Source organism: Phocaeicola massiliensis B84634 = Timone 84634 = DSM 17679 = JCM 13223 (genome assembly GCF_000382445.1).
Classification (GTDB): domain Bacteria; phylum Bacteroidota; class Bacteroidia; order Bacteroidales; family Bacteroidaceae; genus Phocaeicola; species Phocaeicola massiliensis.
In genome coordinates, this window is sequence record NZ_KB905472.1 from 2,610,366 (window position 1) to 2,626,502 (window position 16,137).

General features: G+C 43.5%; 8 protein-coding genes. 3 read left to right on the plus strand and 5 right to left on the minus strand.

Going from position 1 to position 16,137, the window contains the following annotated elements; translation table 11 throughout:
• Positions 1-25 precede the first annotated feature (25 nt).
• The 5 genes from HMPREF1534_RS08110 to HMPREF1534_RS08090 form a co-directional block, all read right to left on the minus strand.
• Positions 26-1,252, minus strand: coding sequence for an NADH:flavin oxidoreductase (locus tag HMPREF1534_RS08110; RefSeq protein ID WP_005941006.1), 1,227 nt, complete (start codon positions 1,250-1,252; stop codon positions 26-28).
• A 28-nt stretch (positions 1,253-1,280) separates the two neighbouring features.
• Entirely contained in the window at positions 1,281-2,045 is a 765-nt protein-coding gene (locus HMPREF1534_RS08105; RefSeq protein ID WP_005941007.1) for a DUF1295 domain-containing protein, read from the minus strand.
• Between the two features lie 211 nt (positions 2,046-2,256).
• Positions 2,257-3,600, minus strand: a complete 1,344-nt coding sequence (locus HMPREF1534_RS08100) for a citrate/2-methylcitrate synthase (protein ID WP_005941009.1) — start codon at positions 3,598-3,600, stop codon at positions 2,257-2,259.
• A 12-nt stretch (positions 3,601-3,612) separates the two neighbouring features.
• Complete coding sequence (gene icd / locus HMPREF1534_RS08095) at positions 3,613-4,758, minus strand: NADP-dependent isocitrate dehydrogenase (RefSeq protein ID WP_005941011.1); 1,146 nt, start codon at positions 4,756-4,758, stop codon at positions 3,613-3,615.
• 3 nt (positions 4,759-4,761) lie between these two features.
• Entirely contained in the window at positions 4,762-7,005 is a 2,244-nt protein-coding gene (locus HMPREF1534_RS08090) for an aconitate hydratase (RefSeq protein ID WP_005941014.1), read from the minus strand.
• A gap of 171 nt (positions 7,006-7,176) precedes the next feature.
• Between HMPREF1534_RS08090 and HMPREF1534_RS08085 the strand changes: the two genes are divergently transcribed.
• The 3 genes from HMPREF1534_RS08085 (at position 7,177) to HMPREF1534_RS08075 (ending at position 16,043) form a co-directional block, all read left to right on the plus strand.
• Positions 7,177-9,072, plus strand: coding sequence for an AAA domain-containing protein (locus HMPREF1534_RS08085; protein WP_005941017.1), 1,896 nt, complete (start codon positions 7,177-7,179; stop codon positions 9,070-9,072).
• 724 nt (positions 9,073-9,796) lie between these two features.
• On the plus strand, positions 9,797-12,700 hold the full coding sequence (locus HMPREF1534_RS08080; RefSeq protein WP_005941026.1) for a glycoside hydrolase family 2: 2,904 nt from the start codon (positions 9,797-9,799) through the stop codon (positions 12,698-12,700).
• 379 nt (positions 12,701-13,079) lie between these two features.
• Entirely contained in the window at positions 13,080-16,043 is a 2,964-nt protein-coding gene (locus tag HMPREF1534_RS08075; RefSeq protein WP_005941028.1) for a glycoside hydrolase family 2 protein, read from the plus strand.
• Positions 16,044-16,137: the final 94 nt, after the last annotated feature.

The following is a 16,137-nucleotide window of genomic DNA, read 5'->3' on the forward strand; positions in this document are numbered from 1 at the left end:
CACTCTTGCTTTTATATATAAACACTTATTTCTTCTCCAATTTTTCAATTTCTTTTTTCAAACTTGCCGGCAGCTCTTCCCGCAAGTGCTGGTGGCAAGCCATTTCAATAGTGTACATTCGTGCTATACAATAGTTACTATGCTTACAGTTACACCGCGCTTTTTCTTCTTCACGCATACGATTGACAAAACCGGGTTCATTAAGCAAAGCACGCGCCATCTGCACAAATTCAAAACCATGATTCAATACCTCATCAATCTTTTCACGCGAAACCAACCCACCGACATATACTAACGGAATATCCTTTATTTCGGTTCTGAATTTCAGAGCATCTTCCAAGAAATAGGCCTCTTTGAAAGGTACGGCCGGAATCATCCATTTGCCTGCCATTCTTACTCCATATTTCAGCCACCAGCAATTCATATAATGAGTCATCGTTTTGATAGGCATTTCACCGCGCATGACATACATTGGAGCTTTACTTACAAAACCTCCACTCAAGACCAACGCCTGTGCACCATCTTGCACCAACCGCTTGGCTACCTGCATGGTCTCGTCTATTTCCATACCTCCCTTAAAGCCATCACGCATATTCATTTTCACCAATACTGCCATATCGCTACCTGCAGCCTGCATCACCTCTTCCATTACCATATCCATAAAACGCATACGATTCTCCAACGAACCGCCATACTCGTCTTTACGGTGATTGGTATAAGGAGAGAGAAACTGACTGATGAGATATCCATGTCCGGCATGAATTTCCACTGCATCAAAGCCGGCCTCACGTGCTAAATTGACAGAACGACCATAAGCTTTTGCCATCGCCGGAAGTTCGTCCTTACGCAAACCGCGTACAAATGTAGGAGAATAAAGATTGAAACCGGAAGAAGCTCCTACGGGAGTTACCCCACAAATACTTTTATGAGACATGTTTCCGCAATGTCCCAACTGAATACCGGCTGCCGCACCCTCCTTATGGATGGCATCGGTTATGTCTTTCAACCCCGGCACTATCTCAGGGCGCATCCACAGCTGTCGGTCAAAAGACAAACCGCTTTGAGCTACAGCAGCATAAGCGATTGTAGTCATTCCTACTCCCCCGGCCGCTACCGAACGATGATAGTCCAATAACTGTTGTGAAGGTACATTGCCCGGACACATGCTTTCAAAAGCCGCCGAACGAATCGTACGATTTCTCAAAGTAAGCGGCCCGATGGATGCCGGAGTAAATAGTTTAGAATCTATCATGACTTTTATAATTTTATAGTCTAATCGGTTAATAAACAAAAGGAATCATTCGTTTTCTGCCACCCACAGCCTGTGCTCCAAACTCTTCTCGATAACGATTGCGAATCGAATTGGCACGCGGAGCCAAATTAGCAAATGTCCACAGAACAAATACCCAAGCAGCCGGTGAGCAAGTCAGTACGGCAAAACCTACCCATTCCAATAATTCTCCGAAATAATTACCTGACGTGACATACCGATACATTCCTTTCTGTGGCAAATAATGACGAGTATCGCCCGGTTTACGTAAATGACGGATCACACTGTCCGAATGAATATTAATTCCCATACCTGCAAAAAACAGAACCAGTCCTGCCCAAAAAGAAGAAGTATTAAGCCATGCATCCGAATAAAGTCCTTCGGGAGCAAGATAGAAAAGCCACTCGCCCTGCATAAAACCATTCAACACATTGAATACCACTCCCATCAACATAATGGCAATAGGCATCCGGCTCTTTCCTTTCATCAAGAAAGGGAATATAAAGGCACGCTGGAAATAATGCAGTTCAAAGAGTAGGAAAAAGACAAGAGGCACAGCGCTACAACGCACACTGCTATTCCACCATAAATAGAGCATGACGAAAAACACCGGCGCTTCCATCAATATCCAACCTAGTTTATTGTTTAACGAAATTCCCCATTTGGAAGTTTGGAACATACCATAGCCGGCACGTACATAATAAAGGGCTGCAAAAACAACAACCGCTAATGCAGACATTGTCAGAAGTAATAAGTCAAAAGTCTGTTGTTCCATACTCGGTCCTCCTTTTATTAGATTTAGTTAGTCACTAACAAATTTAAAGAAAATTCGAGAGAGGAGAAATATTTTAGATAGTTTTTGTGGAAAAAGACTATAAAATGCGAGAAAGTGACAGTAAAACCATCGATGATATTATTCTTCAGACACGGATAACATGAATTTCACAGAAAAATCCGTGTAAACCCATGTTATCCGTGCTTGCCAATTACCTCTGCTTCAAAGGCACATATTCCAGTTCTTCCAACACATTCTTGTATGCCGGACGAATAATGCGTTTTCCTTCAAAATTCAGCTCCTCATTGCGGTGTGCACACCACCCCACGATACGAGCCATCGCAAACAAAGGTGTAAATATTTCCTGTGGCAGACCAATCATTTCATATACGAAACCTGAATAGAAATCGATATTGCTGGAAACAGTCTTGCCGTTATTCTTAATCTTTCCGAACATAGCGATGGCACGTTCTTCCAACAATTCCAGGAAAGCAAACTCTTCTTCCTTACCTTTTTCTTTTGCCAAGTCACGAGCCAATTCTTTCAACAAAATAGCACGAGGATCGGATATCGTATAGACCGCATGGCCGATACCATAAATCAGACCGGACTTATCATACGCTTCCTTATTCAACATACGGGTAAAGTAAGTATCAATTTCATCCACATTGGTCCAATCCTTGATATTTTCCTGCAAATGATGGAACATATCCGCCACTTGGATATTTGCTCCTCCATGAAGCGGACCTTTCAACGAGCCGATACCTGCGGCGATGGCCGAATAAGTATCCGTACGGCTGGACGAAACTACACGGACGGTAAAAGTAGAGTTATTACCACCTCCGTGTTCAGCCTGAAGTACCAACAGCAAATCAAGCGTGCGCGCATCAAGTTCCGTATAATCCTTTTTCAACATATACAGGAAGTTTTCTGCGATAGACAGTTTTTCACGCGGATGACGGATATGCAACGAACGACCATACGTGGCATGGCGCAACATGTTATAAGCGTATGCAATAATGGTCGGGAACTTGGATATCAAGTCAATACTCTGACGCATCAGGTTATCACGCGAAGTATCATCCGCCTGCGGGTCAAAACGGTACATTTCAAGCACGCTACGGGCCAGAATGTTCATAATGTTATTTCCCTCCAACTCAATGATATTCATTTTGGTCTTCTGTTCCAACGGAGTATTGTCATTAATCAACTCACAGAAAGACACCAACTCTTCCTTGTCAGGCAAATGACCGGACAATAACAGATAAGCCACCTCCTCAAAACCAAAACGCTTCTCTTTAATAATGCTATGTGCCAAATCTTCCAAATCATACCCACGATAGAAAAGTTTGCCGGGAATCGGCTTCAATCCTCCGCCGGGAATACGTTCATACCCTACTACATTGCCTATCTTGGTCAACCCTACCAAAACACCGGTGCCATCTTCGTTACGCAATCCGCGCTTTACATCAAACTTCTTGAACAATTCGTTCTCAATCCGGGTTGCATTCTTCATATCCTCGGAGAGTTTGTAAATGATATATTCTTTCTTCATATCCGTGAGTTTTTAGGAGTTTATTCTTTCTATTATTTCTTTTGTAAATGCCGACGTGCCAAGCGAGACACCTCCGGGCATAAAACGGGCAAGGTCATGTGTGGCACGTTCCTCGCCAAAACTGGATTCCAAGGCATTCACTATCAGCTCTGCCGCCTTATTCCAGCCAAAATGTTCCAACATCATGACAGCCGAGAGGATTAATGAACAAGGATTCACCACATCCTTTCCGGCAATATTGGGAGCCGTACCGTGAGTCGCTTCAAAAATGGCATGACCGGTATTGTAATTGATGTTCGCTCCAGGAGCAATTCCGATGCCGCCTACCATGGCAGCCAACTGATCCGAGATATAATCTCCGTTCAAATTCAAGGTAGCCACCACCGAATATTCTTCGGGAATCAATAACGTATTCTGCAAGAATGCATCGGCTATGCAGTCTTTTATCACCAACTTGCCTGACGCAATGGCATCGCCAAATTCACGTTCCGCCAGTTCATATCCCCATTTCTTGAAGCCGCCTTCAGTAAACTTCATGATATTTCCTTTATGCACCAACGTCACTGACGGCAAGCCATGCTCCAAAGCATATTTACATGCCGCACGTACCAGACGTTCCGTTCCTTCTTTGGACACCGGTTTCACGCCAAATGAAGAAGATTCGGGAAAGCGCACTTTAGCCACTCCCATTTCATCATGCAGAAAACGATAGAACTTCTCAGCTTCCGGCGTACCTGCTTCCCATTCTATACCTGCATAAATATCTTCCGTATTTTCGCGGAAAATATGCATATCCACCTTCTGAGGCTCTTTTACCGGGGATACCACCCCACGGAACCAGCGTACGGGGCGCAGACACACATACAGATCCAGCGTCTGGCGCAAAGCCACATTCAAGGAACGGATACCACCTCCTACGGGAGTAGTCAACGGACCTTTTATGCCCACACCATATTTCTTGAAAGCCTCCATCGTCTCATCCGGCAACCAGGAACCTGTTTCGTTGAAAGCACGTTCACCTGCCAGTACTTCCATCCATTCTATTTCATGTTCATTGCCATACGCCTTCTTCACGGCCGCATTCACTATGGCTTGCATAGCGGGAGTAATTTCTGCTCCCACTCCGTCTCCTGTAATATAAGGTACTGTCTTTTTCATCTTTTATCTTGCATTTAAAGCAGAGCCGGCACGGAACCAACCTATCTGCTGTTCATTATAAGTATGCTGTACTTCAAAACCATCCTGAGTGCCATCTTCATGGTGTAAAGTCACAGTCAGATTTCTTCCGGGAGCAAAGTCCGCCAATCCGCTGACGGTAATCAAATCATGTTCTTGAATCTTGTCATAGTCCGCTTTGTCTATAAAAGTCACCGCCAACATTCCCTGCTTCTTCAGATTCGTTTCATGGATGCGGGCAAAACTCTTCGCTAGAATAACCTTTACATTCAGAAAACGAGGCTCCATAGCAGCATGTTCACGACTGGAACCTTCTCCATAATTTTCCTCCGCAACTACCATAGACCCGATGCCTTGCGCTTTATACTGCTTAGCCGCGCCCGATACACTCTCATAGGTATTTGTCAATCGGTTCCACACCTTGTTCGTTTCACCATTGAAAGCGTTCACCGCCCCCATCAGCATATTATCCGAAATATTTTCCAGATGACCACGGAAACGCAGCCACGGGCCTGCCATCGAAATATGGTCTGTGGTACATTTACCTTGAGCCTTAATCAGTAAAGGCATATCCGTAAAATCCTTTCCATCCCATGCCGGAAACGGAGCCAATAACTGCAAACGCTGTGATTCGGGATTCACCTTAATTTCTACCTGTGCACCGGCAGGAGCCAAATAACCGGAATTACCTTGAGTGAAACCTGCCGACGGCAATTCATCCCCTTCCGGAACTCTCAGTTTCACCTTCTCACCGTCCTGATTAATCAAAGCATCCTTCAACGGATTGAAACATAAATCACCGGCAATAGTCAGAGCCAATACCAATTCAGGAGAAGCCACAAATGCATGTGTATTCGGATTACCATCGGCACGTTTGGCAAAATTACGGTTAAAAGAAGTGACAATCGAGTTTTTGCGGACAGGATCATCGGTATGGCGTTTCCACTGTCCGATGCACGGACCGCAAGCATTCGCCATAATAGTAGCCCCAATCTGTTGGAAAGCATCAATCATCCCGTCACGCTCGGCGGTGGCTCGAATCTGTTCAGAACCCGGATTGACAATCAAAGGAGCAGCCACAGCCAAATGTTTTTCAGCTACCTGACGGGCAATGGAAGCAGCCCGACTTAAATCCTGATAAGATGAATTGGTACATGAACCTATCAGCCCGACTTCCATCTTACGCGGATAACCATTAACCAATACCTTTTCAGCAAACTCTGAAATAGGTGTTGCGGCATCCGGTGTAAACGGCCCGTTGATATAAGGTTCCAACTCGGACAAATTAATTTCAATCACACGGTCGTAGAAAGCAGAAGGATTGGCAACAACCTCAGCATCGGCACGTAAATCATTTGCTACTTTTCCGGCCATCTCTGCTACAGACTCTCTTCCGGTAGCTTTCAGATACACAGCCATCCGGTCGTCATAGGGGAACAAGGATGTGGTAGCCCCCACTTCTGCACCCATATTGCAAATAGTAGCCTTACCGGTTGCCGAAAGTGAAGCTGTCCCTTCTCCAAAATATTCTATAATGGCATTCGTTCCACCTTTCACGGTCAGAATACCGGCCAATTTCAAAATCACATCCTTTGGCGAAGCCCATCCGTTCAAGCTTCCGGTCAAATGAACTCCAATCAGTTTCGGCATCTTTAACTCCCATTCCATACCGGTCATTACATCCACAGCATCGGCACCACCGACTCCGATTGCCACCATTCCCAATCCTCCGGCATTGGGAGTATGAGAATCCGTCCCCACCATCATTCCCCCGGGAAAAGCATAGTTTTCGAGTACCACCTGATGAATGATTCCTGCTCCCGGTTTCCAAAACCCGATACCGAAACGCGAAGAAACATCTCGTAAGAAATCGTATACCTCACGGTTGGTTTCTGTTGCCGTCGCAATATCCGGTCCGGCGCCTTTATATGCCTGGATCAAGTGGTCACAATGCACGGTAGAAGGTACGGCAGCGGAATCCTTTCCTGCATTGATAAATTGCAACAATGCCATTTGCGCCGTCGCGTCTTGCATAGCCACGCGGTCGGGACGGAAATTCACATAATCCTCGCCACGTTCATAATTCTTCAGTTGAGCATCATCATAAAGATGTGTATACAGAATTTTCTCAGCCAATGTCAGCGGACGCTGCAACACGGCTCTTACCCGACCTATCTTCTTTTCGAAAGAAGCATAAAAGCCCCTTAACATGTCCAAGTCATATACCATACCTTTTACTATTTATAATTATTACAGTTTTAAATCTATTTTATTTTTGGCAATATAGGAATAATATTTGAATTCTTGTGTTATCTATAATACATTTAACAAAATAAAACATAAAGTCCTACCTAAAGGATTATTATTATCTTTGCAATTCTTATAGAAAAAAGCATCATTATGAACCAACATATACCCCTTTCTAATATAATTAACAAACTACAACGCAAAGAGTTGTTACTAAAATTAGAATATGATTACGAAAAAGAGACTTTCAGGCAACAGACTGAAGCAATGGGCATTGAGCGCAAAGTGAAACGGGGTATGTGCTGGTATCCTATATCGGCAGGCAGAAGCTATTATAACTCATTGAACCAATTGGTTGTAGAAGTTGAAAGGCAAGAAGACAAAGACATAGAACATGTATTTGAATTCGGCCGTCCGGTATGCTTTTTTACGCAAAATGCATCAGGCCAATTACATTATTTCAATTTTACGGCAACTGTCAACTACGTGAACGAAGACCGAATGGTAATCGTTCTCCCCTCGGCAGATGCATTGCTCAGCATACAGGCAACCGAGCGACAATTGGGAGTACAGCTTTATTTTGATGAAACCAGTTACCGGTTGATGTTCGAAGCGTTGGGACAAGTCCTCAAGGCAAAAGGGAATCGTCTGGCAGAGTTACGTGAGATTTTTCATGGCAACCAAAAGGCGGAAACTTTCAGTTTCTGCTTCACCCGTTTCCCTTGGTTAAACAATACGCAGGAGGAAGCAGTAAATAAAGTGATGCATGCCAAAGATGTTGCTATAGTCCACGGTCCGCCCGGAACCGGTAAGACTACCACATTGGTAGAAGCCATTTACGAGACCCTTCACCGGGAAAATCAAGTGATGGTTTGCGCACAAAGCAATATGGCTGTAGACTGGATTAGCGAGAAACTGGTGGACCGGGGCGTTCCCGTTCTCCGTATTGGTAATCCCACCCGCGTCAATGACAAAATGCTTGCTTTTACCTATGAACGCCGTTTTGAAAGCCATCCCGATTATCCGCAATTATGGAGTATCCGAAAAGCAATACGCGAGCTCTACGGACGTTCGCGCAAAGGAGCGGAGCGTGAGAATATCCGACAGAAAATAAACTCACTGAAAGACCGTGCCACCGAACTGGAAATTCGCATCAACGAAGCATTGTTCGGCGAAGCACGTGTGATAGCCTGCACACTGGTAAGTTCCGCCAACAGAATATTGACAGGACGCAAATTCAGTACCTTATTCATAGACGAAGCCGCACAAGCTCTAGAGCCTGCCTGCTGGATTGCCATACGCAAAGCAGACCGTGTCATTCTGGCCGGTGATTATTGCCAGCTTCCTCCTACCATTAAATGCATGGAAGCAGCTCGTGGAGGATTAGACCGGACACTGATGCAGGAGATTGCAGACAACAAACCCGACACTGTATCCTTGTTAAAGGTACAATATAGAATGAATGACGAAATTATGCGTTTCTCTTCAGAATGGTTCTATCAGGGTGAACTGAAATCAGCTCCCGAAGTAAAATATCGGAGTATATTGGACTATGACACACCGATAGAATGGATAAATACAGAAGGAATGGAATGCAACGAAGAGTTTGTGGGTGAAAGCTTCGGCCGTATCAATAAAGAGGAGGCGGCACTCTCCATTTCCCAACTTACCAACTATATCAATAAAATAGGTAAAGACCGTTTTCTGGAAGAACGGATTGATGTGGGACTGATTTCTCCTTATAAAGCACAAGTACAATATCTCCGTCAACTGATAAAACGAGATGCTTTCTTCAAGCCTTACCGACACCTTATCACCATCAATACGGTAGATGGTTTTCAGGGACAGGAACGAGACGTTATCCTCATCAGTTTAGTACGTGCAAATGAAGAGGGACAAATTGGTTTTCTAAATGACTTGCGACGAATGAATGTAGCAATTACACGTGCACGCATGAAACTTATTATATTGGGAGATGCCTCTACGCTGACTAAGCATCCGTTCTATAAGAAGTTATATGAATATATTTATTCGTTACAAACTCATTAAAAAAGGCAAGATTCTTTTGTCAAACAACATGATTCAATGACTTTGTGATAAACAAATTGGAATTATATTTCCGAATTACGAAAGAATCAACCATAGATCTAATAGCTTAAAGCAAAGGCAATACGCAGGCTTTTGACTGTTTGGGATTATATCAAAATGTTAATAATGCTGTTGCTTTGCTAGTAGGGGTGAGGTTTGCCCGCCTGAAAAGACTTGCTCTGTGTATTACTCCCAAGGTCGTGACATCTCCTTTTTGTCTATGCGGCTATTTTTTGAAGATGCCCTTTTCAGACGCCCTCACGCCGGAATTATTTTTATAAATCAATTAAAAGCAAGACTCAATAAAAAGTAGTGCTTGAAAACATAAGCCGCAGTAGTCTGATCGCTTAACAGGGCAATCTCCCCCTCATCCGCTACGACAACTACAACCGTTACACCCCACAGAATGATTTCGGATACAACAGGGCTGATCCGAAATGAGCTTTATGAAGAAAATTATATAATCCTAAAATAACGGATACTTGCAGGAAGCCCCCTAAACGGGTCTTTGCTATTTTTTTTTCGGATAACCATGCACATATTTTCAACAGAATGAAATGTGTATTTCCGTTTTGTACATTTTTTCTTCCGATAACCGCCTTTTTGCACCCACTTCCCCATCTGTTCCCTTTCTTTTTTCCCTATGTATTACCTATTTTTGCATATCATCAAAACAAAGAAAATCATGCTTAAAAAAGTTTTAGTTACACTTGGTCTGCTCTTCCTGTTAATATTATCCGGGAAAGCAACAGAAACAATAGTCCCCCGCCTCTCCCCACTGCCTGCCACCATACAAGGGCAAAAAATTTCACTAAACGGGGAATGGTATTTCCATCCGTCACTCAAAAGCGGATTCAATGGAACGGAAGACGTGAAAAACTGGAATACAATCCAAGTGCCCGGCGAATGGGTGATGCAAGGATTCGAAGTTAAAAAAGGGGAAGCCGCCGGATATGTCCGGAATTTCGCCCTACCTGCCTCATGGAAAGGTCAACGTATCAAGTTACGTTGCAATGCTGTGTACAGTGATTGCAAAGTGTTTGTCAACGGAAAAAAAGCCGGTTCCCATTTAGGCGGATTCACAGCATTCGAGCTGGATGTCACCGATTTGGTAACTTATGGAAAAACAAACCAAATAGCCCTTTCCGTTACCTCGGAAAGCATAGCCGATGCAACTTCCAATGCCTCCAACTACGCAGTCCATCCATTGGGCGGAATCACACGTGACATTTACTTGTTTGCCTTGCCCGAAGTAAATTTTTCCATGTTCCATGCCACTACATCATTCGATTCCACTTATACCGATGCCATACTTAAAGCAGAAATCACCATTGCCAATGAATCAAAGGAAAAAGCAGATGGGCTGACTGTAAACTTTATCCTGAAAGATGCCGCCGGAAAGATTATCCCCTTGCCATCCGCCTCCTCTCCGGTACCGACAATCATCAATGGAAAAACAGAAACCATCAGTATATCCCTTCCCGTTACCAAGCCGGTAAAATGGGATAGCGAACACCCATATCTGTACAGCCTGACGTGCCAATTAAAAAACAAGCAAAAAATCCTATCCGCCACAACCCGCCGCATAGGATTCCGACAAATAGAAGTCCGAGGCAACCAAATCTTTGTCAACAACCATCCCATAAAGCTCCGTGGAGTCTGCCGGCACGAAGTTATGCCCTTACGCGGACGTTCACTTAACAATGATATATGGCGCAAAGATGTCGAACTATTCCGTCGAGGCAATGTGAACTATATCCGCACTTCCCACTATCCACCCGATGAAGCACTGCTGGAAGCCTGTGACGAACTGGGTATGTTTGTCGAAGTAGAAGCTCCCTTCTGTTGGGCGCACCAAGCGGATGTACCCGCCGACAAGCACTATGACGTGCTGGTCAACCAGCATGTCGAAATGGTAAACCTGAACCGTAGCCACCCTTCCATCCTGATGTGGTCTATGGGAAACGAATCACTGAAATTCAAGGAATACTTCAAACAAGCATCGGAAACAGTCAAACAGCTGGATCCTACCCGTCCTCGCATTTTCAGCCAGTGGGGACCGGATGCCGACGAAGGAACGCTTGAAATAACTAACCATCATTACCCCGGCCCGGAAGGTCCCGACAAATACCGCCACTATAAACGCCCGGTAACTTTTGACGAATTCTGTCACCTGAACGCATACAACCGCCTGGAACTTGCCGCAGATCCCGGTTTGCGCAATATGTGGGGAAAATTATTAGACGCCATGTGGAATGATATGTACCACAGTCAAGGTGTTTTAGGAGGTGCCATCTGGGTAGGGATTGACGACACTTTCTTTCTGCCGGGCGAAAAAGCAGTAGGTTACGGCACTTGGGGAACCATAGACGGCTGGCGCCGCGAAAAGCCCGAATATTGGGGGATGAAAAAGGCATATAGTCCCGTTAAAATCTCCCTGAAAGGAAATATGGACCATGAAGGAAAGATACGGTTCCAAGTTGAAAACCGCCACCTTTTCAGTAACTTGGCAGAATGCCGTATAACCTGGGAAGCCGGTGGACAAGAAGGTAATATCACCGGTGACATCGCACCCCGTTCGGCAGGCGAATTGGAAATAACCTTGCCGGAATCATTACGCCATACCGAGATGCTGAACCTGACCGTCACAGGAGTCCGCGGCTTTGAAATTGACCGTTATTGTTTCCGTATCTTACCCGAGAACAATGAATCACAATCCCCGAAACACCCGGCAGGCAAACTCACTTGCCAAGAATCGAAAGACCTTATCCGGATAAATGCAGGAAAATACCAGTTTGAGATTAGCAAACGCAACGGACTCCTGACTGCTGCACACCAAGGTAAAAGTGTGTTGAACCAATCTCCCTCACTGATGGTACTCCCCTTGAACGGTGAAGGTGAAGGCATACAGATGACAGGCAAAAACCAGACTTTTGCGCCATTCAATCCGGTCTGTCAAAACTGGGTGGCGCAATCAGTAGAATGTATTGCAATGAAAGAAGTCATTGAAGTCAATATCCTGGGAAGTTACAAAGAAGCAGAAGGCAAGTTCAGCTATCGTTTTTACCCTGATGGAGAAATCACTGTATCATACAATTTTACTTTATTGCAAGATATTTCTCCCCGGCAAACCGGACTTGTATTTACCGTTCCCCATTTCTATAACCAATTGGAATGGAAACGTAAAGGATATTGGAATGCCTACCCGAAAGATCATATCGGCGCTTTGGAAGGAACAGCAAAAGCTTTTGATGAAACATTGCCTGTATCCGGTCTGGCAGGACCTTCTAAAGAACCGACAACGGCATGGTCTTTCGACCAGACAGCCAACGGCTCCAATATTTTCCGTTCAACCAAAGAGAATATATATACTGCCGTATTAAGTGGAAACGGAAAAGAAAGAATATCGGTACTATCGGACGGCACGCAACATTTCCGTGCCTGGATAGATGGCAACAATATACGCTTTTTGGTAGCTGATTATAATAATGCAGGTCGTGATACTTATTTAGTGTCCCATGCACAGAAAGGATACAGGCCTTTACGCAAAGGTGACTCCATAAAAGGTGTGGTGAGACTAAGACTATAGCCTTTGGAGAATTGTATCAAACCGTTGATAATGCTGTTATTTTGTCAATAAGGGCGAGGTTTACTCGCCCGAAAACAGTTTGTTTTGTGTATTCCCCCTCCAAGGTCGTGACCGTTGCTTCGGGCAGCCCCCCCTACCCCAACAATTGACAATTTGATAGGCCATTTTAGTTTTGATACCCTTTTATTAAGAAAAAAACAAAGAGTTACACAAGATACTTTGATTATTAAGAACAAAGGTAATCATTATTCTGATTTACTTATTTTCAACAAAATAAAAAACAATAAGTCAATCAAAATTATGACATTTTAAACCATAAACCAGCATTAATTTTCAACCACTGATTCGCATAAACAAGGAATTTTTAATCGAAAAATATATGATTGTTCAGAAAAGATATCTTCAAAAATGGTTACTCCTGCTGGCATTCAGCCTAAGCTCTGCCGGCGGATGGGCACAGACAGACAAGGTCTACACCTTCGAAACAGTCAAAACGTTATATGCCGGCTTAAACCGAAAGCATTCGGTGGCACACACACCATCACCCTCCTACGTAAAAGGAGTAAACCAACCCATACACTCATTGAACGGCGATTGGTTATTTGCCTGTAATGTAGAAAACATTCCGGGCAACGTGAGCAAACCGAATTTCAAATGGGAACCAATCAGCGTTCCATCGGAATGGTATATGGAATCATACCTGATTGAACCCGGAAAATGGGCCGGATATTACAAAGAGTTCGAACTCCCCGCCGATTGGAAAAAGCAAAAGACACTGATCCGTTTCGGAGCTGTTGAAAGCGAATGCCGGATATACCTCAATGGGAAATATATAGGGGAACATACAGGTTCGATGACGCAATTTGAAAAAGAGTTAACCCCTTTCTTACTTTCCGGTAAAAACCGGCTGACGGTCTATGTACGTAGCGAATCGTTAGCCAGCGGAATATCAAAAATATCCCATTATGCCAAGCACCAAGTCGGAGGAATATTACGAAATGTTGAATTGATTGCAATCCCACAAACGTATATCAACGATTTATATTGCGAAGCGCAATTATCTGATGATTTAAAGCAAGGCATATTAAATACTCACCTCTCAATATCCGGCAGACAGAAAAATCCCAAAATCGAAATCATCATCAGGGAAAGAGGTATCGAAGGATTATCCAAAGAGGCAAAAGAGATCTATCGGCAAAAAACTACGTTTAAGCAGTTGAAAAACATCGTTATCGATGCCCCTAAACTATGGCATGCAGAAACTCCTTTTTTATATACTGTTGAAGTCTCTCTCTTTGAGAATAATGAAAAAGTAGAGATCATACAAAGAAATTTCGGATTCAGGAAAATAGAAATCAAAGAGAATATTCTTTACGTAAATAATCTCCCTGTTAAATTAAGAGGTGTTTCTCGTCACGATATTTCCGCTTATGAAGGACGTGCCATTAAAGACACGGCTTCCTTACGCCGTGATATCGAACAGTTACGGAATGCCAATTGTAATTATATCCGTACTTCGCATTATCCTCCGGATAGTTATATGTTGGACTTATGTGACCGATACGGTATCTTTGTAGAAGATGAAGCACCAGTCTGCTGGGAGTCCGGAAAAGATTCGTATGACAGGATCAGCCAAATCTTTTACGGTTTCAAGTCAATGGTAGTCAGGGATCGGACACACCCTTGCATTCTACTTTGGTCTTTAGGAAATGAAAGCGAATGGAAGCCTAAATTTTACAACAACCTGCTACTGGCTAAAGAACTGGCATCCGGCATTCCGGTCAAATTCTCCCATTCGGAAACTCACGGAATCATAAAAGCAACAGATATCGGAACTAAGCATTATCCGGGTTGGAAAGGACTAATGGCTTTCGAGAATTACTTCCGCCCGATCATATTCGGGGAAGCCCTCCATCTGAATTGCTACAATACTTCCGAGAACATAACAGATCCGGGACTAAGAGATATGTGGGGAGACTATCTTAAATATTTTGTCGATTTTATCCAAGAGTCACCTTCCATCACCGGACTAGGTATCTGGGGATGTACCGATGAGATATTCTACCCCAAAGAAAATGCTCCTTGCGGATACGGTCCTTGGGGAGTTGTCGATGGATTCAGGAGAGAAAAACCGGAATTCTGGCATATGAAAATGAGCTACTCTCCTATCATTGTCACCAGTAAACATTTTGAAATATCCGGCAACGAGACATTGATTACATTAGATAACAGATATAATACATTAAATACAAATCAGACGGATATTATCTGGAAAGACATGAAACAGCAAGGAGTTGTGACAACGGACATTCTTCCCGGAAGGCAGGGAACACTTCGTATACCTCACATTGTAAAAGGGGATACACTAACCCTCGTCATAAGGGATCGAAGAGGTTTTGACTTATCGACATGGAAAATCCCTAAAGTCTATTCCCCTTATTATGCTATCCCCGGATTGACAAAAGGGAAAGTACAGGTTCTTTCTTCCGATACATCCTATCAAATCATTTCAAAAAATATCCGATATGAGTTCTCTCGTAAAACGGGAACATTGGTTTCAATAATGAAAAATGGAGAACACATCATTACCGGACCGGCAATGGTGTATGCAATACCCCATCTGAAAGAATACGAAGTCATTGATTATATTCCGCAGGAACAGACCGGAAAATTCCTCGGTTTTACCTCAGAACCTTTAAAGGATTGGAGATTTGAATCGGAGTCCATCGAACAGACTGATAAGGGTGTTTCCATCACTGTCCGTGGAAAATATGAAGAAAATCCGATTGAGCTCGTTTATTCTTTCGACAATAACAACAGGCTAAGAATCGATTATATTCTGAATATATTCAAGATTGGTAACAGTATTCGCCAAATCGGTATAGGTTTCCACCTTCCTGACATCTATAATACGTTGTATTGGAAACGAAAATCATTATGGAGTGTCTATCCGGATGACCATATCGGTCGCACCGAAGGAACGGCAAAAGCCTTTTATCCAGAAACTCAATCCGATTATCTCCGCCAAAGAACGATACCTGTACACGGTTTTAATAAAGACGGAAATAAATACGGCTCAAATGATTTCAGGTCGACAAAGCAAAATATCATAATCGGCAAGCTGATCAATGAGAATGGAAATGCAGTAACAATCGAATCAAACGGGAAGCAACATCTCAGAGCCTGGGTTTTGCCCGATGCCACATCTTTTTTAGTAGCCAATTATTCCGATGCAGGCAATGAATTTTACCTCAATTACGATTCCAACAGGACAAGGTATCTAGATTCATATATCGCTGAAGATGGTGACATAGCCGGATGGATACAGCTTAAATTCGATTAGTTTTTACTTTTTCTCCTTGGGAATCATAATTGAAAAATAATAAGAAGTTGATAGATAATGCTGTCGTTTAGTTCGTAGGGGCGATGGGATAGCA

Bases quoted from the DNA above. Each gene is read 5' to 3' on its own strand.
- HMPREF1534_RS08110 (WP_005941006.1), bottom strand. From the start codon at position 1,252: ATGATAGATTCTAAACTATTTACTCCGGCATCCATCGGGCCGCTTACT.
- HMPREF1534_RS08105 (WP_005941007.1), bottom strand. From the start codon at position 2,045: ATGGAACAACAGACTTTTGACTTATTACTTCTGACAATGTCTGCATTA.
- HMPREF1534_RS08100 (WP_005941009.1), bottom strand. From the start codon at position 3,600: ATGAAGAAAGAATATATCATTTACAAACTCTCCGAGGATATGAAGAAT.
- icd (WP_005941011.1), bottom strand. From the start codon at position 4,758: ATGAAAAAGACAGTACCTTATATTACAGGAGACGGAGTGGGAGCAGAA.
- HMPREF1534_RS08090 (WP_005941014.1), bottom strand. From the start codon at position 7,005: ATGGTATATGACTTGGACATGTTAAGGGGCTTTTATGCTTCTTTCGAA.
- HMPREF1534_RS08085 (WP_005941017.1), top strand. From the start codon at position 7,177: ATGAACCAACATATACCCCTTTCTAATATAATTAACAAACTACAACGC.
- HMPREF1534_RS08080 (WP_005941026.1), top strand. From the start codon at position 9,797: ATGCTTAAAAAAGTTTTAGTTACACTTGGTCTGCTCTTCCTGTTAATA.
- HMPREF1534_RS08075 (WP_005941028.1), top strand. From the start codon at position 13,080: ATGATTGTTCAGAAAAGATATCTTCAAAAATGGTTACTCCTGCTGGCA.